The following is a 20,649-nucleotide window of genomic DNA, read 5'->3' on the forward strand; positions in this document are numbered from 1 at the left end:
TCGAATGGCTTCCTATCTCTTTGTCGTGTTTCTCGGGCAGGCGCCCGCGAAGGCGCCCGCCCCGGCCCGGGGCCTAGAACTGGAACCGCATCTGCGCGGTCACGCCCCAGCCATCCAGATCGTCGCCGAACCGGCTGTCGACCCGCAGCGAGGCGTCCATCTGCCGGGCCGGCCCGGCCTGACCCTTGCCGAAGACGCGGGTATAGTTGAACCCCGCGCTGAGCTCGCGATAGTCGCCAAGCCCGTCATTCTCCGACAGCATCGGCGCGCCCAGCGGCACGCCGTTCGAGTCGAGTTCGTAATACTTCGCCACCGAGCGGTCGGAAAAGTCGTGATAGGCGGTAGCGGTGGCGAAAAGGTTCAGCGCCGAGACCCCCGAGGGCAGAACCCGGCTGCGCGACAGCGTCACCGAGGCAAAGCCGATCTGGTTGGTGATCGGGTCGAATTTCAGCACCCCGTCATCGGCGTCATCGGCCGGATCGTTGCCGAAATACAGATCGTCCGACTTGGTCCGGCTGATCGAGAAGCCAAGCGACGGGATCAGGCTGAACCCGCTGTCCCGGCCCAGCGGCAAGGCATAGCCCATCGTGCCCGAAACCGTGTGCCCGGTGCTGTCATAGCTCTGGTCGTCGACCCCCAGCCGCTCGCCAAAGGCGCCCGGCGCCACCCGGTTCTCCAGATCGAACTCGGTCCGGTTCAGCGTGACCTGCAGGTCGGCGAAGAACCGGCCCCGGGAGGCGCCGACATAGGCCCCGCCGTAAAGCTGCTGGAAATCGGTCTGGTTGCGGCTGGTCTGGATGCCCGCGTTGACGGTGCCGGTATCGGGATCGAACAGATAGACGGGTTGCCGGATCGACCCGTCATTGAGCCCGACAATGGCGCCGAAACTGAGGTTCCAGCCCCCCTCGCCGCCATCGAAGCAGCTGTAGTCGAGCCCGGCCTGCACCCCGCCATAGCTGGCGTCGATCTCGGTCGAGAAACTGCCCAGATCGGTGTGCGAGCTGCCGCTGGCGGTGGCCTTCCCGCCCATCGCCCGGCCCCAGCTGCCCCAGCCGCAGGGCGAGCCTTCGGTCGAGGCCAGCCCCGAGACATAGGGGCTGGTCGGCCGGTTCACCACCGAGCCGATCAGCGACTGGGTCAGCGCCAGACCGCTGGCCAGACCGCCGAAGGCCGGGTTCGCCCCCGAGATCAGCCCCCAGCCGTCGCCGCTGGCATTGCGGTCGAGCCGGTAGAGGATGCTGCCGCTCGAGGGCAATCCGGTCGAGCTGACCGACAATCCGCCATCGGACCCGTAGGACAGCAGGTCGAGCCGGTTCCTGATCTGGCCGTAATCGCCCGCGGTCAGGTCGTTGAAGGCCAGCACCACGCTGCCGCTCGCGACCCCGTCGATAGAGATCGCATCGGCGCTCTGGGCGCCGTCGGTCAGGTCGATATCCATCCCGATGGTGCCGTTCAGGTCCGCATTGCCCGTCACCTGGAGACGGTCGCCGGTGGTGCCGTCGGACAGGCTCAGCGCCGCGCCATTCGACAGGCTCAGATCGCCGTCGACGGTCGCGCTGCCCGAGGCCCGCAGCAGGCCGGACGAGGTCAGATCGGCCTCGAGCCGGCTGCCATCGGCCAGCGTGACGGTGCCGTAGCTGGTCACCAGACCGCCGGTGACGGTGGCATTCTCGCCAAGGCTCAGCCTGCCGTCGGTCGTGCCCCCGCGGCCCAGATCGAAACTGCTGCCGAAATCGAGACTGCCCGCCACCAGATAGGACCCGAGCCCGGCAATGGCGCCGGTGATCCCGGCCGCATCGCCCGCCGCCACCCGGACCGTGCCGTCATTGCCAAGCGTGCCGTCGATGGTGCCGCCAAGCAGGATCTCGCCGTCATTGTCGACCGCCCCGGCAACGGTGCCGTCGATCTCGGCCTCCGCACTTTCGGCATTCACCAGATCCGTCTCCAGCCTGCCGGTCGCGGCCACGCTCAGCCGGGCGCCGTCGCGGTTCCGGAAGCTGCCGCCGGTGCCGCCCTTCAGCGTGCCGGCGGCGATGGTCGCGGTGCCGTCATTCACCGCATCGGTGCTGTCGGCCATGGTCAGGGTGCCCGATTGCAGGGCCAAGGTGCCGCCCCCGGCGATGCCGAGACCGCCGTCAAGCGCCAGATCGCCGGTCACCCGCGCCTCCGAGCCGCTTCCGGCCGTCAGCGCCCCGCCGATCCGCCCCGAGACCGAGGCCAGCGCCCCGCCCGTCGCCGCGACATCGCCCGAGACCGTGCCCGAGGACAGGAAGGTGCCGCCCGAGGCCGCGACCGATCCGCCGATCGTGCCGCTGTTCCCGGTCTGGCCGCCCGTCACCGCCGCATCGCCGGTGATGCTGCCGGTATTCTCGACCTGGCCCGCGCTTGTCAGCGAGGCGAGCGTTCCCGCCGTTTCCAGGCGGCCCGCGCTGCCGACCGTGGTCTGCGCCGCGACCGAGCCGGTGGCGCCGATCGCCAGCGTGCCGCCGGTCACATCGGCCGTACCGCCGACCGCGATATCGACATCGGCCGTGCCGCCCGAGACGTCGAGATCGCCCGAAAGCGCGCCCCCTTCCAGCGAGGCACTGCCGCCCGAGACCGACAGCCCGGTCAGGCTGCCCGCCGTCACCGTCAGCGCCCCGGCCGAGACCGACACGTCCTGCAGGCTGCCGCTGCTGGTGGCGGTGCCGCCGGTCACGCTCAGATCGCCCGAGATCGTGCCGGCATTGCCCAGCGTGCCCGAACTGGTGACATCCGCCGCGATCTCGGCACCCGCCGTGTTGGTCAGGCTGCCCGCCGAGGTGACGGTATCCGCCTCAAGCCGCCCGTCATTGGTCACGCTGCCGCCCGTCGCGGTGTCGAGCGCGGCCAGGCCCAGCGTCGCGCCGGTGCCGATCGTGACCGATCCGGCGTTGTCCAGCGTGGTCTCGGTGCCGGTCACGCTGTCGCTGTCGCCGATCTCGATGCTGCCGGTCGATGTGTTCGACAGCACATTCGGGGTCGCGCCGCCCAGCGTGATGGTGTCATTGCCGCCGTCGGTGGTGACGATCCGGCCGGCATTGGTGATCGCCTCGTCGCCGGCCCCGTCGCTGTCCGAGGCAATCGTGCCCCCGCCCGCGAACGCGATCAGCCCGGTCCCGAGGTTCTCGATGGCACCGGTATCGGTGACGCTGCCGCCATCGGCGACATTGATGTCCCCGGTATTGATCAGCGTGTTGCCGGTGCCTTCCAGCGCGGCGCCCGCGCCCAGCGTCAGCGTGCCGTCATTCTCGATCCGGTCGGCCTCCAGACGCCCGCCCGCGCCGACCTCGACCGTGCCGCTGTTCGACACCGTGCCGACCCCGGTCAGGGCGACCCCGTCGCCGACCTCCAGCCGGCCGGCATTCTCGACATCGTTGCCCGCGCCGTCGAGCGACTCGACGATCCGGGTCAACCCGCCCTGGCCGGTCTCGAGCGTATCCCTGAGATCGTTCTGAAGATCGAGTTCGCCGTCGTTCACGACCGCGCCGACAAAGTCGATATCGCCCGTCATCGAGGCGCCGTCGCCGATCGTGATGGTGTCGGCCGACACGGTCAGGGCGCCATTCCGGGCCGCGATGCTGCCATTGGTGGTGAAGCCGCCGCCCCCGGTCAGGGTCAGCGCGGCAGCCGCGCCGCCCGCGGTCTCGATGCGGCCGTCATTGGTGACATTTCCCGCGACCGTGGTCGTGCCCGACAGCCGCAGCGTGCCCGCGCCGCTGCCCGTGTCGCCCTCGATGGAGAGATCGTCGCCGAAGCTGCCGCCCTCCGAGACCAGCACCCCGCCGCCGCCGACGGTGCTTTTGCCCCCGACCGTGCCGCCATTGGTGGCGGTGCCCCCCGACACGTCGAGCGCGCCGCCAATCCTGCCGCTCGAGGACAACGAGCCGCCCTCGACCGAAACATCGTCCGACAGCGTGCCGCTGTTGGTCAGCGCACCGCCCGCGACCGTGACCGCGCCGCCGATGCTGCCGGTATTGCCGACCGTCCCCGCGGCAAGCTCCAGCCCGCCGGTCACGCTGCCGCTGTTGTCATAGCGGCCGCCGGTGACGGAAACCCCGCCCGAGACCGTCCCGGCCGTCTCGGCGTCGCCGTCCGAGACGGCGAGCCCCCCGTTCAGCGCGCTGTCCTCGCCCGCCTCGAGTCGTCCGCCGCTCACCTCGACCGCGCCGGTCACGCTGCCGTCGATCTCGGCCATGCCGCCCGAAACCGTCAGCGTGTCGTCGATCTGCCCGTCCGAGGACAATGTGCCGCCCGACACCGTGACCGCCCCCGACAGCCTGCCAGAATTGCTCAGCGTGCCGCCCTCGACCGATGTCGCACCGGTCACCGTCCCGCTGTTGTCGAAACTGCCCGCCTTCTGGGTCAGGGCGGCGATCCGGTCCGCATTGGCGCTGCCGGTGCCGGAATTGACAACCGCCCCGGCCGAGCCCTCGTCCAGCACGAAGCGCCCCGCGGAGGCCACTTCGACATCGCCGAGCCGCCCGTCGCCGGCCAGCGTCAGCGTGCCGCCGGAAACCGACGTGCCCCCCGACAGCGTGTTCTGCCCGGTCAGCAGGACCGTGCCGTCGGTGACCAGCGACAGCCGGCCCGCCGCGCCATCGGCCAGCACGCCGCCGAAATCGCTGCCCTCGCCCAGGCTCACCGTGGCGTCTCCGGACCCGCTCAGGATCGTGCCGTTGCCGGTCAGCGCGGCGATACCGGCGTCGCGTCCGGCCAGGTCCAGCACCGCGTCCGACCCGATCCGCGTACCCGCCGCCGCGGCAAATGCCGCCGCCGCCGCGTCCGAGCCCACCTGGAAAGTGGCGGAGTCGAAGCCCAGCGTGACGCCGTCCGCCATCGCGACGGACGCCATCTGCAACGCGACGGTGGCGCCGGCCGCTTCCGCCGAGAAGGACAGATCGCCCGCCAGATCCATCGTCCCGGTCAGGGTCAGGCTCGAGCCCGCCGCGGCGACCAGCCCGCTCGCGGTTCCGGCCTCGGTCGAGATCGCCCCGCCGAAATCGTCGGCGATGTCGGCGACCAGCGTCCCGCCCGCCAGCGCGACCGCATTGTCGTTGAGCGCGCCCGCGGCATCGCCGATCCGCAGCCGCCCGTCCTCGACCCGGAAGCCGCCCTGAAATCCCGACAGCGACCCCTCCAGCGCGACCGAACTGCCGCCCGTCACGGTCAGCCCGCCGCTGCCGGTGATCGCCAGCCCGAAGTCCGAGCTGCCGCCTCCCGCCACCGTCAGGCCCCCGCCGGTCAGCTCGAGCGCCCCCGCGGCGCCCGCGGCCGAGGCAAGCCCGCCCACGGTCTCGTCATCCTCGATCCGCAGCACCGACGCCGCCCGCCCGTCGATCCCGCCCGACAGCGTAAGCGTGGCATCGTCGGCCAGCGCCGCCCCGCCCGAAACCACCGCCTTGCCCTCTTCCAGCACGGTCCCGCCGGTCTGGCTGTTCGTTCCCGAAAGCGCGATCTCGGCGCCCGGCGCGGCGCGCAGCCGCAGCGTCCCGGTCCCCGAGATGTCGCCCGCAAGCCCGGTATCGACAGCCGCCTCGACCAGCAGATCGTCCTCCAGCACAAAGGCCAGCGTCTCGTCCATGAAGCCGCCGCTGCCCGCGACGGTCAAACGCGCCGCACTCCCGGAGGCGCCGCCGGGCAGGGCGAAGGCCAGCGTGCCCCCGGTCAGCACCGCGTCGGAGCCCCCGGTCAGATCGAGCGCGCTCAGCGTGGCGCGGCCGGCCTCGAGATCGATCGCCCCCGCCGCGGCATCCCCCAGAACGACATCGGCCGGCACGCCGTCGAGACCCGGCGCACCGCCGCCGATCGGGATGCCCGCCGAGTCTTCCCAATTTCCGGGATCGGCCCAGACACCGTCTACGCCCGTGCCGTTCCAATGGACCGTATCGGCCCCGGCCATTGCGGCACCCAGAGTGAGCCCGGCCGCCAATGCGGTGGTGCTTCGCAATGCCTGTCGCAGGAGTTTTCCGATTTGCGGCGAAAACGGCCGCCCGATACTCTCGCTCCGGACCAAGCCGGCCTCCGTGACCAATACCATAACAACCCCTTGGTGAATCGACTCAATTACAAATCCATGGACCCAGCCAGACCGCCGCGGCATATTGCTCCGCTTTGGTCTTAATAGTTGAGGCGGCAGGGACAACCCATAGCCGTCATTTCGCCTTCTTTATGAACTTATTCGCCCACAATACCCTTTTGGGCGATCCGACTGTGTCGGATTCACCGCAAATCGAATCCCGCCAGCGCCAGCGCCGCCGCCCCCAGCGCAGCCCCTCGCCCCCGGGCGAAGACCTGGTCGGCACGCCGCCCGATCTCGGCGCGCAGTCCCGAGACCGGCCGGTCGGTCGCCACCGCAAGCAGCAGTTGCGATGTGTCGCGCGCCGGTCCGGCCAGGGTCACCGGCACGTCGAACCGCGCCCGGTTTCCGGCGAAGGACAGGAACCGCTGCAGGTCCTGGACGACGCCGTTATTGTCGATCAGAAGCAACAATACATAGCGCCCGCCGACCCCGCGCAGGCCGCCGGTCAGCCGCCCGCCCGACGCGACCTCGGTCCGGTCGAGCCCCAGCCCCAGCCGCGTCGCGGGATAATCGGGACTGTCGCGCAGCAGCTCCAGCACCGGGCATTGCCGCGGATCGATCAGGCGGCGCCGCTGGGCGGTTCCGGCCAGATCGCCGGTCAGAAGCCGCCCGGCATAGTCGGCCATCGCCGCCTCTGACGCCGCCAGCAGGTCGACCCCGGCACCGCCTTCCGTATCGCGCCGGGGCAAGGCCAGAAGGCAGTCGGGCGCCGGGGTTTCGCGGATTCGGCGAATCAGGTCCGCCGCCGCCAGATCGCGGGCGCGGGGCTCGGACGGCCCGGCGGCGGGACGCCGCGCGATGCCCGTGCCCGTCCCCTTGGCCGTGCCGGGCCCTGAGCCGGCCCCAATGCCGACCGGGGCGATTCGGTTCGGCGCGACCGCGACCGCCGCCACCCCCGACCGCGCCATCACCGGCGAGACCCGATGCGGCGCCACCGGCTGCGGCACGGCGGCCGCCAGCGGGGCGGCCGAGGGGGCGGGCGGCGATGGCGCGCGCCCGACCGTCCCGCCCCCCATCGCGGCGCGGCGCCCGGGCGGGCTGTCCGGTCCGCTCGCAGGCTCGGGGCCGTCCGCGGTGTCCTCGCCCGGCCCCAGCGCCGGATCGGCGGCATTGGCCCGGCCTTCACTCAGCCGCAGCCCGGCCAGCGTGTCGCTGTCCAGCCGCTCCAGCGTCACCTGGAACCGCGGCGCGGGTCGGTCCCGCGACACCGGGTCGCGCGCGATCCAGAGCGCGACCGCTCCCCCCAGCACGGCATGCGCGGCCAGCGCCGCGAGCCCGGAGAGGGCCCAGCCGCGCCGGGGCTCGGGTCCATAGGGCAGATAGCTCATCGCCCTGCCCCGCCGCCGCCCGCGCGCACCGTCACCAGAACCACCTCGCGCCCGTCGAACCCGGCCGAGCCCAGCAGATGCAGCAGTTGCCGGGCCGGGGCGCTGCGATCGATCAGCAGATGCACCCGTGAGGCCCCCGCCAGCGCTTCGGGCAGCCCGGCCAGCGTCACCGCCTGCCCGTCCAGCGCCAACCGGCCGTCGGGCGTCAGCTCCAGCAACGGCCGGGGCAGCCGCGCCGGGTCGAAGGCCCGGGTCTCGGCCAGCCGCAGCCCGGTCGGCGCGTCGCGGTTCCAGAGCCCGCCGCTGACCAGAAAGAACAGGATCAGCAGCAGCACCAGATTGACGATGGCAATCGCCGTGTCGGGCCCGTCCCGGCGCCGCCGCACCGGCAGGATCGTCCCCCGTCGCATCGGCTCAGCCCTCCCCGCCGAGGCCAAGCCGGACCTCGGTCAGCCCCGCCGCCCGCAGCCGGTCGAGCGCGGTCGTCAGGTCCTGCACCCGCGCGCCCGGCCCCGCCAGCAGAACCACCGGCGGCACCGGATCGCGCGCCGCCAGCGCCCGTGCCAGCGCGCCGATCTCGTCGAAACCGAAGCGCTGGCCGCCCGCGATCAGGCTGCCCGGCCCGATCTGCCAGAGCCGGGTGCCCGCGGGCAGCACCGCCCCCGCCGTCTCGGCGCCCGCATCCCCGCCGGGCGCCCGGGTCTCGGCCAGCCGGTCGCCCGCGGCCGGCGTCAGCGGCAAGAGCGCATAGGGCGTCAGCCCCGAGGACAGCATGAAGAAGATCAGAAGCTGGAACATGGTGTCGGCCAGCGCGGTCAGCGCAAAGTGCGGGCGGCGCACCCTGCGGGGCGCCCCAAGCAGCGGCGGCCGCGCCATCGCGGGTCAGACCCCGCCGTCGGAATCGACCCGGCCATAGATCGCGGCCGAGATCGCCGCCTCCAGCAGCGTGCGCTCGGCCTCGATCCGGCCCTCGAACCAGGTCGCCAGCGCATTGGCGACCAGCGCCAGCGCCAGCCCGGCCGCGGTCGTGGTCAGCGCCGTCCAGATCCCGCCCGCGAGGCTGGCCGGATCGGCGGCCTCGGCCGCCAGCGACAGCGCCGAGAAGGCGTCGATCATGCCGACCACGGTGCCCAGCAGCCCCAGCATCGGCGCCGAGCTGACGATCAGTTCCAGCGCGCGCATCCGCTCGCCCATCCGCGCCAGCTCGATCAGCGCGGTCTGGCGGCCCAGCTCCTCGGCATAGCCGGTCTCGCCCGGCCGCGCCTGCGCCGCCGACATCACCGCGCGCAGCACCCGGCCCAGCACCGCGCGCCCGGCCACGGCCCGCTCCATCGCCTCCTCGACCCGGCCCGACAGCCAGCAGTCCAGCACGGTTTCCGCCAGCGCCCGGCGGCCGACGCCCATGCGGCGGAACTGCCAGGCCTTCCAGATCGAGATGGTCAGCGCCATCACCGACAGCACCCCGAGCGCGGCGAAGACCGCAAGCGTGGCCGGCATCAGCAGACCGGAGTCGGACAGGTTGGACATGCGCGATTCTCCTCGGCGCTCGGTGGGGGACGCGGGGGGGGGGTATCAGAGACCGAACTGGATCGCGCCGCGGGCCCGGGTCTCGAGCCCGTCGAGGCAAAGCGGGCTTTCGGCGCCGTCCTCGGCCCGGACGCAGCCGGGCGCGGCATTGACCACGATCCGCGAGATCGCGTCGCAGGGCTGGTCCGGCATGTCGAACTGCACCACCCGGGTCTTGCCGGGGGCCATCGCCCCGAAATCGAGCACCAGAAGCTGGCTGACGATCCCCTCGGCATCGAACACCGCGACCTCATAGGCGATCTCGGACAGGCCGGTCTCGCTGCGGTTGGTGGCGACATAGGTCAGGCGGCAGGCGCCCGCAGGCGTCTCGGCGGCGGCGTTCAGCTCGACCAGCATGCCGGAGGCGGCCTCGGAGCTTCCCTGGGCACGGGCGGGTCCGGCCGAGGCCAGTATCGGGGCCAGTATCGGGGCCAGGGCCAGCGCGGTCAGCACCGGAACGAAACGCGGGATACGGATCATGGAAGCCTCTCGGATCGGGCGGGTCTCGCAACCTTTGCAAAAGAAACCGGCGCCCGAGTCAACCGCAACAGTGCCGCCGAGCGGGACGGGATCAGCGATAGACCCCGATCAGGTAATGCGCGCTGTCGACCTGCTCGGGCAAGCCGACCTCGGCCGCGGCCTCCTGCCGGAACGGCGGGCGCGGCGGCGGCGCCATATCGGCCGCCGCACCGCGGCGAGGCCCCAGCCGGGGACCGACCCCGGAACCGAGCCGGGGCGTCTCGATCGACACAAGCCGAGGGCCCTGGGGCACCGGCACGGATTCGGGAAGCGCGGCCGCGACGGGCAGGGCCGGTTCCGGCCGCGCGGCCTCTCCCGCCCCTGCGGGAACCGCCGGGACCGTCCGCCGCCGGAACACCGGCAAGGCCGGATCGGCCGCAGGCGTGACGGCCGCAGGAACGACAGCCGCAGGAACCACGGCGGCGGGCGCCGAAACGGCCACGCGACGCTCCGAAACCAGACCATGGCCGAAGGCCAGAGCGATGCCGCCCGCGACCGTCAGGCCGACCAGCAGCGAACCAAGTGCAGTGGCGCGTATCATGCAGCAATATCTAGCAGATCCCGTCGCCGCGCACAGCGGGCAAGCACCGGACCCGCCGCCCGTCGGCCGGTCTTTGCCAACCGCGGCCCGCGCGGGGGCTTGCCTTGGTCCCGGCCCCCGTGCTTTGCCGGAAGCCGCCCGCGCCCCGAGGATCATCGATGCCCCGCGCCCCGCTCGCCCGTCCTGCCCTGCTCTGCGCCCCGCTTTGCGCGCTGCTGGCGGCCGCCCCCGCGCTGGCGGGGTTCTCGGTCTGCAACCGCAGCCTCGACGAGGTCAACCTCGCGCTCGGCCAGCCCGGCGAGGACGGCTTCGAGACCTCGGGCTGGTGGCTGATCGGGCCCGGCGAATGCGCCAGCCCGCTCGACCGGCCGCTCGATGCGCGCTTTCTCTATGTCTTCGCGCTGGACGCCTTCGGCCGGGTGCTGCTGGAGGGCGCCACCCCGATGTGCGTCGGTCCCGGCCGGTTCGAGATCCGCGGCGCGACCGATTGCCTGACCCGCGGCTATCTCGAGGCCCGGTTCCGCGAGGTGGATACCGGCAATGCCGCCGATTTCACGCTGACGCTGCACCCCGCCGCCCAGTGACCGGCCGAATGATCGCGGCACCCGACCCGGCTGCATCCCGCGCGGATTTGCGCTATGACCTCTGAGGCAACGAGGGCAGGACGACAGCCGGGATGAGGATCGGAAACCATGCCAGAACGCGCTGGCCGGCCGCGGCCGGGCTGGCCCTGTGGCTGTTGCCCGCCATCGCGCTTGCCAGCGAAACGCCGGATCCGGCAGAGACCGCGCCCGCCCCGCGCCGCGTCGCCCCCGTCCGGGTCGTGCCCGCCGCGCCCGTCACCCCGGTCCTGACCGCACGCCCCGAGGTCCCGGCGGTCGAGATCTTCACCCCGCCCCCGCGCGAAAGCCTCGCCGCCCTGCCCCGGGCCGAGGGCCTGCCCGAGCCCTCGGTCATCGTCGGGCTGCTCAACCCCGGTACAGAGGACCTTCCGGTCTGGTCGGACCTCGCCACCCGCACGCGCCTGAGGCAGGACGACCCCGAGGGCTTTGCCCGTCTCGTCGCCGCGGGCGCACTCGATCCGCCCGAGGATGCCCTGCCCCGCGCGATCCAGACCGAACTGGCGCGGATGAACTGCTATCGCGGCGGCATCGACGGGCTCTGGGGCGAGGGCTCGCGCGCCGCCGTCGCGCGCTATTTCGCCGAACGCGGGCTGGGTCCGGCCCCGGACGCGCCCTCGCCCGGGCTGTTCCGCCGGATCGTCGCGGCCGAAGACGTGGCCTGCCCCGCCCCGCCCGCGCCAACGACCGCGCGCGCGCAGGCGCCCCGCCGCCAGACCGCGCCCGAGCCCTCGGGCGGGCCCGCGCCGCCGATCCGGCTCTCGCCCGCGCTGGGGGTGTTCCGGTGAACCCGCCCGGGTTCGGCGTCGATCCCGCCTTCCGCGCCGCCGCCGCCCGCGCCCGGGCCCGGCGGCGGCGGCGGCTGGTCCGGCCGATCCTGCTGGGCCTGCTTGCGCTGGGGCTGGCGACGGCCGGATGGCGACTGGCCCGCGACCGCCCCGAAACGCCGCCGCCCGCCATCGCGACCGGCGACGATCTTGCCATGGTGCCCGAGGCCGAGCCCGACCCGGACATGCCCACCGCGCCCGACCCGTCGCTGGCGCTGCGCGGTCTGCCGCGCGATCCGATGGTGCTGCGGCTCTCGGCCAGGCCTTCGGCCCCCGCCCGCACCCTGCCCGGCCCGCCGGGTTTCGAACCCGGACGCGCGGGCCCGCCCGCCCCCGACCGGCTGACCCTGATTAAGGTCGGGCTCGGCCCGGGCAGCGGGCCGCGCGCGCTCGACCCGCCCTCGAGCCGCGAGGATCTGGCGCTTTACCAGGCCCGCCGCAGCCGCGCCCTTGCCCGGCGCAGCAGCACCGCGCCCGGCGATCTTGCCTTGAGCCTTCAGCCCGAGGCCGCCCGGCGCCCCTTCTTCGCCGACAGCCTGCTGAGGCTCGGTCCCGGTGCCGATCTGGCGACGGCGCTGACGGGCGCCGGGCTCGGGGCCGAGGCCGCCCGCGCCGCGGCCGGGGCGCTGCCGACGCTGGCCGATCCGCCCCGGCTGGCCGCGCTGCGACTCCGGCCCGGCAGCGGCACCGAGGCCGAACCCGAACTGCTGCAACTCTCGCTTTACGGCGCTGACGGCTATCTGACGACGCTGGCCCGGCTCGGCGCCGGGCGCTATGCCCGCGCCGCCGACCCCTGGGCCGACCGCGACCTTGCCAGCGAGGGCCGGACCGCGCCCGAGGCCCCGCCGCGTCTGCTGGACGCGGTCTACAGCGCGGCGCTCGGCGCCGGGCTCGGCCCCGACCTGACCGGCGAGATGATCGTGCTGCTGGCGCAGCGCATGGATCTGGGCCGCCCGGCCGCGCCCGACGACCGGCTGCGGGTGCTTTACGCGACCCGGCCGGGGCCCGGCGGCGCGGCGCGGCTGTTCTATGTCGGGCTGGGCGGGCACAGCGGCTGCTATGTGCTGCCGATGCCCGCGGGCGGCCATGCCTGCGCCGGAGCCGGATCGCTGGCCGGATCGCTGGCCGGATCGATGGCGGGCGCCACCGCCGGGATCGACGACGCCGCCGCGGTCGAGACCCTCGTCGCCCGCATCGTCCATGTCGAAAGCGGCGGCCGGGCGGATGCCAGGAACCCGCTGTCAAGCGCGCTCGGGCTCGGGCAGTTCATCTCCTCGACCTGGCTGCGGATGATGCGCGAGCACCATCCCGAGCTGACCGCGCGGATGGATCGTGCCGCACTTCTGGCGCTTCGGACCGATCCGGTCCTGAGTGTCGAGATGGTCTATGCGCTGGCCCGCGAGAATGCCGCCTACCTGGCCGCCCGGGGCCATGGCCTGACCCCGGGACGGCTGTATCTGGCGCATTTCCTCGGCGCCGAGGGCGCCAACCGCGCGCTTTCCGCCGATCCCGCGGCCGGGGTGGCCGAAATCATGGGCCCGGCCGTGGTCAGCGCGAACCCGTTCCTCACCGGCAAGACCATCGGCGAGCTGCTGGCCTGGGCCGACCGCAAGATGACCGGCACCGCCGCGCCCGCCGTGATCTCGCCCGAGATCCGCCGCTACCGCGAAACCGTCGACGCGATCCTCGCGACCGGCTGAGACGCGGGCCTCAGAGCCGCCGCATCACCTCGCGCATCACCCAGAGGCTGGCGGTATCGCGCGCCTGCGCCTGCGCGGCCCTTGCGGCGGGGCTCGGGTTCGGGCTCGTGCCGGCGGGCGTCTCGCCCGGGCTCACCTTGATCGCCTCCTGGGTCAGCTTGCCGCCCATCTCCGACAGGAAGGGATAGGCGCGGTTCGACATCTGCCCGCCATGATTGTCCAGAAGCCGGACCGCGCCGCGCAGGCGCTGCCCCATCCAGCGGCTGTTCTCCTTCGCCAGCGCGCCGACATAGCGACCGCTGACCTGGTTGATCAGGGCCGCGCTCAGCGCCCGTTCCAGCGTGGCATCGTTGACATAGACCCCCTCGAAGGTCTCGGCGCCGGTGTCGATCGCAAGGCTCATCGCCGCGGTCATGGTCGGCGAGGCCCCCGCCGCCGTGGCCGCCCCGGTGATCTGCCGGGTGCCCAGCGGCAGCAGGAACAGCCCGCCCTTGATCGCCGCCTTCGAGGCCGAGCCGGTATCCTGATAGGTCGCCGTCGCCGACAGCCCCGCGCCCGCGCCCGAAGCGACGGCGATGGTGGTGCCGCCGGTCGCCACGGTGGCGATCACGCCCAGCGTCAGCACCGAGCTGTCGCGCACCCCCTTGGCCACCTTGATCGCGGTTTCGGCATGGTCGATGGCGGCCTGGTTGATATCCTGGGCCGAGCGGTAGATCGACTGGTTGGCGCTCATCAGCCGGTCGGTCTCGCGCCTCAGCCCGATCAGATAGGCCTGGGCGTCATCGGCCGCGCCCAGCATCAGCGTGGCGAAGCGGCGGCCCTCGACCTCCTCGATCTCGGTCTTGCGCGCCAGCATCCGGTTGACGTCGGTTTCGACATTGGCCAGCTCGCGCGCAAGATAGAGCTTCTGGATCAGGCTGTCGCGCGAGGTCACGACCCGGGTCGTCTCGTTCATCGCCCTCAGCCGGGCATAATGGGCGATCAGGCGCAGCGCGGCCTGCTGGTCATAGCTCCAGCTGACGCCGGCATCGTCGACAAAACATTGGGTCACGCGTTTCCTCCTTCGAAACTGTAGGCCAGCGCGCCGTCTTGCAGCAGGATCTCGACCCGCGCGATGCCCTCGCCTGACACCATCCGCCCCAGCACCTCGCGCGAGAGGTCGGGCAGGATGGTATTGGTGATGATGTTGTCGATCATCCGACCGCCGCTGTCGGGGTCGCGGCACTGATCGACGATATGGTCCATGACGGCGTCGCCATAGACAAGCTCGGCGCCATGGGCGCCCCGCATCCGGGCCTCGACCGCCGCAAGCTTCAGCCGGACGATGGCCGCCAGCCCCTCGGCCGAGAGCGGCAGATAGGGGATCGAGACCACCCGGCCCAGCAGTGCGGGCGGGAAGATCTCGAGCTGGCGCGGCTTCAGCGCCGCCGTGACCTCGTCCAGATCGGGCCGCGTTCGGCCCTCTTCGGCCATCGCCATGATGGTGTCGGTGCCGACATTCGAGGTCAGCAGGATCAGGGTGTTGCGGAAATCGATGCGGCGGCCGTTGCCATCCTCCATCCAGCCCTTGTCGAAGACCTGGAAGAAGATCTCGTGCACATCGGGATGCGCCTTCTCGACCTCGTCGAGCAGTACCACTGAATAGGGCTTGCGCCGCACCGCCTCGGTCAGCCGCCCGCCCTCGCCATAGCCGACATAGCCGGGCGGCGCGCCCTTCAGAAGGCTGACGGTATGGGCCTCCTGGAACTCGGACATGTTGATGGTGATCATGTTCTGCGCGCCGCCATACAGCGCCTCGGCCAGCGCGATGGCGGTCTCGGTCTTGCCGACGCCCGAAGGCCCGCACAGCATGAACACCCCGATCGGCTTCTCGGGATTGGCCAGCCCCGCGCGCGAGGTCTCGATCCGCCGGGCGATGGCGGCCAGGGCATGGTCCTGCCCCACCACCCGCTCGCGCAGATGATCCTTCAGGGTCAGGACCGCCTGCAGCTCGTCCCGCACCATCCGCCCGGTCGGGATGCCGGTCCAGTCCGAGATCACCTGCGCCACGGTCTGGGCGCCGACATGGGGCTCGACCATCCGGGTCTCGGGATCGCCCGCCTGAAGCGTGGCAAGACGCTCATGCATCTCGGCCCGCAAGGCGTCGAGATCGAGCGGCGCGTCGCCCTCACCAGCCTCGCTTTCACAGCTCTCGCTGTCGCCGGTCTCGCCCTCACCCGCCGTACCCGCGCCCGCGATCCGGGCACGCAACCCCAGGATCTGCTCGACCAGCACCTTCTGCTCGTCATGAAGCTCTTCCAGCCGGACCAGATCCTCGGCGGCTTCGGCGCGTTCGGCCTCCAGCTCGGCGATCCGCTCGCCCGCCTCCTCGCCCAGATCCAGCGCCGCGCGCTTGGCGGCGATCTCGCTGTCGAGCGCGTCGATCCGGGCCTTCAGATCCTCGATCCGCGCCGGGACCGAGGCCTGGCTGACAGCGACCCGCGCCGCGGCCGTGTCCAGCAGCGAGACCGCCTTGTCCGGCAGCTGCCGCGCCGGGATATAGCGCTGCGACAGCTGGACGGCGGCCACCACCGCCTCGTCCGAGATCCGCACGCCGTGATGGGCCTCCATCGGGCCGAGAATGCCGCGCAGCATCGCGCAGCAGGTCCCGACATCGGGCTCGTCGACCGTGACCGGCTGAAAGCGCCGGGTCAGGGCCGGGTCCTTCTCGATATGCTGGCGGTATTCCGACCAGGTGGTCGCGGCGATGGTGCGCAGCGTGCCCCGCGCCAGCGCCGGTTTCAGCAGGTTCGCGGCATCGCCTGTGCCCGCCTGCCCGCCCGCGCCGATCAGGGTATGGGCCTCGTCGATGAACAGGATGATCGGCACATCCGAGGCCTGCACCTCGTCGATCACCGATTTCAGCCGCTGCTCGAACTCGCCCCGCATCGAGGCCCCGGCCTGCATCGACTGGATGTCGAGCATGTAAAGCCGCGTGCCCTTCAGCCTGGGCGGCACCTCGCCCGCGGCAAGCTTCTGGGCAAAGCCCTCGACCACGGCGGTCTTGCCGACCCCGGCCTCGCCGGTCAGGATCGGGTTGTTCTGGCGGCGGCGCAGAAGCGCGTCGATCACCTGCCGGATCTCGTCATCGCGCCCGACGACGCGGTCGAGCCGCCCGGCCTCGGCCTCGGCGGTCATGTCCTGGGCAAACCGGCCCAGGGCCGACTGCCCGCCGCCACGCCCGGCCGCCCCCTCGGCGCCCTCGCCGCGCGCGGTCAGCCCCGAGCCATCCATCGGGCGCATGCCCTCTTCCTCGGAGGCGGCCCAGAGGCTGCGCGACTCCTGCCCCAGCCGGTCGACCGAGATCTCGGCAAAGACCTTCGACAGCTGCAGCAGGTGCCGCTTGAGCCCCGGATCGTTCAGAAGCGCGGTCAGCACATGGCCGGTCCGGATCTGGGCCTCGCCGAAGAACAGCGTGGCATAGGTCCAGGCATGGTTCAGCGCATCCGACAGCACCTCGGAAATGCCGGGCGTCTCGGTCACGTTCTTCTGCAAGGCGGCCATCGCCCCGTCGAGATCGCGCAGCACCCGGCCACGGTCGAGCCCCAGCTCGTTCAGCGTGACCGAGATGTCGGCATTCTGGTTCGAGACCGAATGGAACAGCCAGTGGCAAAGATCGACATGGCGGTTCTTCTCGCCCCGGGCATGGCGCATGCCCTGCAGGAAGGCGTCGTATCCGGCACGGTTCATCTTGCCGGCATAGGTCTCGATGGTGATCTCGGTCATGTCTCGTCAGGCTCTTTCGGATCTTCGTGTCAGGCCGCGACGGCGGCCGGGGCCGCCGCTGCGGGCCGGGGGGCATCGTGCTCGCGATTCAGGTCGAACCGCGCGATATGGACCATCTGGTCGGGGTTGTCGGGATCGGGCGCGAGGCAGGCCATCCAGCCCAGCCGGGCCGAGCGGCCCAGCACGGCCGGCACAACTTTGGGCTGCGGCAGCCAGAGCGCGGCCTCGATCTCAAGCGTCTCGCCCAGATACCAGCGGCACAGCTCGGCCAGCTCGCGATTGTCGGGACCGCCGGGCAGGAAGCGGTCGAAGGCGGCCATGTCGGGCACATGCAGATGGACCCGGATCCGGTCGCTGATGGTGCGGGCCCGCGCCCCCAGATGGGCGTCGCGCCCCAGACTGGCCGCCCCCAGCCCCAGCCGGGTTTCGGTCCCGGGCTCGAAATCGAGCCAGCCCGGCACCATCTCCTCGATCTCGACCCGCGCCCGGCCCTCGAAATGCAGCCCCAGCATCTGGCGCAGCCGGACCGGGCTTTTGACCCGGCCCGCGGCCAGCGGCACCAGCCGGGCCAGCGCGGTGTCGGGCACCCGGCCCCGGTCGCGGAAGGCCGGCGTCGCGGTCCCGGCAAAGGCCAGCAGATAGCCCTGGAAACGGTCGTCGGGATGGTCGAACTGGGTGATCGGGCGGGCATCGGACCAGGCCCGGAAGAACAGCTCCTGAAACCGTTCGGTGAAGATGTCGGTGAAGGCGGTGAAGCTTTCATCGCCCGCATCGAACCAGCGCCGGACCTCTTCGGTCCAGGCCAGGGGCAGCGCGCCGAAGGCACCGTAAAAGCCCAGGAACTGGGCCCTGAGGACCGGCCTTCCGCGCCCGTCCCGCCCGGCCCGCGACAGATCCGAGACCGGGAAGGCCAGGAACGGGTCCTGCCCCAGCCGCACCACCGCCTCGGCGGCGCGGGCATTGCGCCCGATCCGGGGCGCGTCAGGGGCGGCGCGCTCCAGCGCCCGGAGCGCCGCGAACAGCCCCACCCCCTCGGCCGCAGTCGCCTCGGCCGCGCGGCGGTCGGAAAAGCTCTCGCCCGTCACAGGATCGGCCCGCTGCCCGAGCGCGGCGGCCAGGTCCGGATCGCGCCGCGCTGAACCGACGCGACACGGACCTGGGTAAAGCTGTTCACCGCGGCATATTCCGACAGGAAGCGGTCGAGCACCGCGCCGATCAGCATCACGCCCGTGCTCTCGTAATCGCTTTCGTCGAAGCTCAGCGAAATCTCGGTGCCGCGCGCCAGGTGATAGCCGTCGGCCATGGCGACCGAGCGCGTCACCGGCCGGGTCTCGACCGAACGCAGCCCGCGCACCCCGGCCTCGGCCGCGCTGTCCGAGAAATCGGCGAACAGCGCCAGCATCTCGCGCAGCGCCGCCGCGCTGTCGCCGTCCTGCCGCCCGCCCAGCCCGAACTGGTTCAGCGACAGATACGAGATCAGCCGCCAGTAGACATCGCCCGCCCCCGCGCGCGGCCCCGCGCCCGGATCGGCCCGGCCCAGCGGGTTGCGCGGCGGCGTCGGCCCGGCCCGGCAGGCCAGCGACACGGTGACATCGTCGGTCATGTGGAAATCGCCCTCGCTGCCCGCGATCGGCAGCTCGGCGGGCAGATGCCGGTTGGAACAGAGCGCGCGGACCTGCAGCCGCTGGATATCGTCGCCGCCATCGGGCTCGTAGACCGAGATGAAGGTCTCGGTGCCGCGATAGCGGTTGCGCGCCGGGCCGAAGCGAAGCTCGCGCGCGGTCAGGCGGCGGGGCTTGCGCCGCGCGGTGTAATACAGCGTCCGGCGCGGGTCCTGTCCGCCCTCGGGCAGCGCGTAAAGCGGCTGCACCCGCTCCTTGCTGCCATGAGTGGCGTAATGGGCATGGACGTCGAGAATATCGAGCAGCTCGTAATGGGTGACCGGCGTCGCATTGGGCGTGACCACATATTCATGCTGCTTGCCGTCGATCCGCACGGTCGAGGACATCTCCTCGAACAGGTTCACGGCAGGCGCGCAGTTCAGCGCGATATCGCCCTCGGACAGCCGCTCGGCCAGGCGCGGATCGGCGCGGTCGAACTCGACGATCACCTGAACCTCGGACCCGCGCAGCCGGGGCAGATGGTCGGCCAACCCCCGGATGCGGAAGCCCAGGAACTTGCGCGGGAAGACGAAATATTCGCGCAGCAGGGCGAAGCCGTCGAACAGCCGCGTGTGATGCGGGAAAAGCCGCTCGTCGGGGTCGAAGCCCACCTGTTCCAGACAATCGGGCGGCAGCCGCGCGAAGACCGGATCGCCCTGCGCATCGAGCCAGCGCAACGAGACCCTGAGGCTGCGCGCGAAGATCTGTTCATACAGCGCCACCGCCTCGGCCATCGGCCCGGTCAGGTGCAGATCCAGCCGGTCGAGCTCCAGCTCGGCAAGCGGCGCCGACCCGTCGGCCAGCCCGGACGGCGCGATCCGCGCCAGATCGAGCACCAGCCCGGCCTTGGTGCCCTCGGCGATCTCCTGCCCCAGCGCGCCGACCGGCCCCGCCCCCGACAGGTAGCGCAGCCCCGACAGCTTCAGCGGCCAGATCGTCAGCGGCGCGGCCAGCGAGAACCGGCAGGCGATGCGCTTGTCGGCATCGCGAAAGCGCGCATCCATATAGGCGCCGGGGTCGAAGCGCAGCCCCTTGACGATGTCGGAATTCCCGGCCGGAACCGAGGCCTCGACCAGCATCGCCGAGGGCGTCGGCGCCAGCGCATCGGGAAAGACCTGATCCAGCAGCGCCTCGGTAAAGCCGCGGAACTCGTCCTGCAGCTTGAGCTGCACCCGCGCGGCGAGGAAGGCCGAGCCCTCCAGCAGCCCCGCGACGGTGGGGTCGAGATTGTCGGCCATCAGCCCGCCCAGCCGGTCGGCCAGGCCCGGATAGTCGCGGGCGAATTCGGCGGTGCGTTCCTTCAGCAGCGCCAGTTCGCGGTTATAGGTGTCGCGCAGCGCCGGGTTCACGACCGCATCCTCAGATCCGACATGTCCATCTTGCCCGCGCCCAGATCGACCTCGGCATCGAAGCCCACCGACAGGTCGACCGGGTCGCCGGTCAGCTCGCCCTCGACCGTGACCGACAGGCGCTGGCCGCTGTCGCCATCGGCATCGACCACCCGGACCTCGAGCGTACCGGGCAGAAAGCGCGGCTCGTGGCGCAACAGCGACTCGCGGATCGATTCGACGATGGCGGGACTGTGAAACTCGGCCGGCGAGACCGAGGACAGGTCGCGGAAGCCGTAATTCAGGATCGAGTTCGCCACATGCGGCGCATCGCTCAGATCGATCGCGGCATCGAGCCGGATGGTGTTCAGCAGCGCATCCAGATCGGCCTGCAGATGGGCGCGCAGGATGCTGGCCGATATGCCCTCGCGGCGCGGCTTGGCACGGGCCGAAACCTCGGTCTCGCCATCCTCGGCGGGCCGGTTCGCGCGGCGGGCGTCATGGTCCTCATGGGCCGAACGGAAGATCTGGAAAATCGAGATCTTGGCGCGGTCCCGGTCGCGCCAGGCCTCACGGGCCCCGGGCCCGGTCTCCTGCGGAGGTCCGGCCATTGCCTCTCCCGATGCTGGTTGCAAGACCCGGCCCGCGGCCGGTCAGGGCGAAAGGCGAAGGCCGGAACTCCGGCCTCCGCGGC

The 20,649-nt window shown here is 71.9% G+C and carries 15 protein-coding genes; 3 read left to right on the plus strand and 12 right to left on the minus strand.

Annotation, left to right across the window (positions count from 1 at the left end; genetic code table 11):
* Window positions 1-73 precede the first annotated feature (73 nt).
* The 7 genes from C8N38_RS14430 to C8N38_RS14460 form a co-directional block, all read right to left on the minus strand.
* Window positions 74-5,920, minus strand: coding sequence for a hypothetical protein (locus tag C8N38_RS14430; RefSeq protein WP_108027864.1), 5,847 nt, complete (start codon window positions 5,918-5,920; stop codon window positions 74-76).
* A 320-nt stretch (window positions 5,921-6,240) separates the two neighbouring features.
* On the minus strand, window positions 6,241-7,428 hold the full coding sequence (locus tag C8N38_RS14435) for a hypothetical protein (protein ID WP_108027865.1): 1,188 nt from the start codon (window positions 7,426-7,428) through the stop codon (window positions 6,241-6,243).
* A complete protein-coding gene (locus C8N38_RS14440; protein WP_108027866.1) occupies window positions 7,425-7,838 on the minus strand; it encodes an ExbD/TolR family protein in 414 nt (137 codons plus the stop codon). The genes C8N38_RS14435 and C8N38_RS14440 overlap by 4 nt, the downstream gene beginning before the upstream one ends.
* A gap of 4 nt (window positions 7,839-7,842) precedes the next feature.
* Window positions 7,843-8,268, minus strand: coding sequence for an ExbD/TolR family protein (locus tag C8N38_RS14445; RefSeq protein WP_158272358.1), 426 nt, complete (start codon window positions 8,266-8,268; stop codon window positions 7,843-7,845).
* A 42-nt stretch (window positions 8,269-8,310) separates the two neighbouring features.
* Entirely contained in the window at window positions 8,311-8,955 is a 645-nt protein-coding gene (locus tag C8N38_RS14450; protein ID WP_181498034.1) for a MotA/TolQ/ExbB proton channel family protein, read from the minus strand.
* A 45-nt stretch (window positions 8,956-9,000) separates the two neighbouring features.
* Window positions 9,001-9,474, minus strand: coding sequence for a hypothetical protein (locus C8N38_RS14455; RefSeq protein WP_245895762.1), 474 nt, complete (start codon window positions 9,472-9,474; stop codon window positions 9,001-9,003).
* 91 nt (window positions 9,475-9,565) lie between these two features.
* Window positions 9,566-10,054, minus strand: a complete 489-nt coding sequence (locus C8N38_RS14460; RefSeq protein WP_108027868.1) for a hypothetical protein — start codon at window positions 10,052-10,054, stop codon at window positions 9,566-9,568.
* Between the two features lie 158 nt (window positions 10,055-10,212).
* On the opposite strand from C8N38_RS14460, the gene C8N38_RS14465 reads away from it, so the two are divergent.
* From C8N38_RS14465 to C8N38_RS14475, 3 genes are all read left to right on the plus strand, one after another.
* On the plus strand, window positions 10,213-10,638 hold the full coding sequence (locus C8N38_RS14465) for a DUF1036 domain-containing protein (protein WP_108027869.1): 426 nt from the start codon (window positions 10,213-10,215) through the stop codon (window positions 10,636-10,638).
* Between the two features lie 92 nt (window positions 10,639-10,730).
* The gene (locus C8N38_RS14470; protein ID WP_108027870.1) at window positions 10,731-11,462 is read left to right on the plus strand and encodes a hypothetical protein; all 732 of its coding nucleotides are present in this window, start codon (window positions 10,731-10,733) and stop codon (window positions 11,460-11,462) included.
* The gene (locus C8N38_RS14475) at window positions 11,459-13,201 is read left to right on the plus strand and encodes a lysozyme family protein (RefSeq protein WP_108027871.1); all 1,743 of its coding nucleotides are present in this window, start codon (window positions 11,459-11,461) and stop codon (window positions 13,199-13,201) included. The genes C8N38_RS14470 and C8N38_RS14475 overlap by 4 nt, the downstream gene beginning before the upstream one ends.
* A gap of 10 nt (window positions 13,202-13,211) precedes the next feature.
* Here C8N38_RS14475 and C8N38_RS14480 read toward each other — a convergent pair whose 3' ends face one another.
* Genes C8N38_RS14480 through tssE form a run of 5 tightly spaced genes read right to left on the minus strand, consistent with a single transcriptional unit; the run spans window position 13,212 to window position 20,566 of the window.
* Window positions 13,212-14,252 carry a hypothetical protein gene (locus tag C8N38_RS14480; protein ID WP_108027872.1) on the minus strand — a complete coding sequence of 347 codons (1,041 nt, stop codon included), beginning with the start codon at window positions 14,250-14,252 and terminating at the stop codon, window positions 13,212-13,214.
* Window positions 14,249-16,966 (minus strand): type VI secretion system ATPase TssH, encoded by a 2,718-nt coding sequence (gene tssH / locus C8N38_RS14485; RefSeq protein WP_108027873.1) that lies wholly within the window; start codon window positions 16,964-16,966, stop codon window positions 14,249-14,251. Before tssH ends, C8N38_RS14480 begins: the two co-directional genes overlap by 4 nt.
* Before the next feature lie 29 nt (window positions 16,967-16,995).
* The gene (tssG, locus tag C8N38_RS14490) at window positions 16,996-18,051 is read right to left on the minus strand and encodes a type VI secretion system baseplate subunit TssG (protein WP_158272359.1); all 1,056 of its coding nucleotides are present in this window, start codon (window positions 18,049-18,051) and stop codon (window positions 16,996-16,998) included.
* Entirely contained in the window at window positions 18,048-19,976 is a 1,929-nt protein-coding gene (gene tssF, locus C8N38_RS14495; protein ID WP_108027875.1) for a type VI secretion system baseplate subunit TssF, read from the minus strand. Before tssF ends, tssG begins: the two co-directional genes overlap by 4 nt.
* Window positions 19,973-20,566, minus strand: coding sequence for a type VI secretion system baseplate subunit TssE (tssE, locus tag C8N38_RS14500; protein ID WP_108027876.1), 594 nt, complete (start codon window positions 20,564-20,566; stop codon window positions 19,973-19,975). The genes tssF and tssE overlap by 4 nt, the downstream gene beginning before the upstream one ends.
* Window positions 20,567-20,649 lie beyond the last annotated feature (83 nt).

It is taken from the genome of Rhodovulum kholense (assembly GCF_003053725.1).
Taxonomy (GTDB): Bacteria; Pseudomonadota; Alphaproteobacteria; order Rhodobacterales; family Rhodobacteraceae; genus Rhodovulum; species Rhodovulum kholense.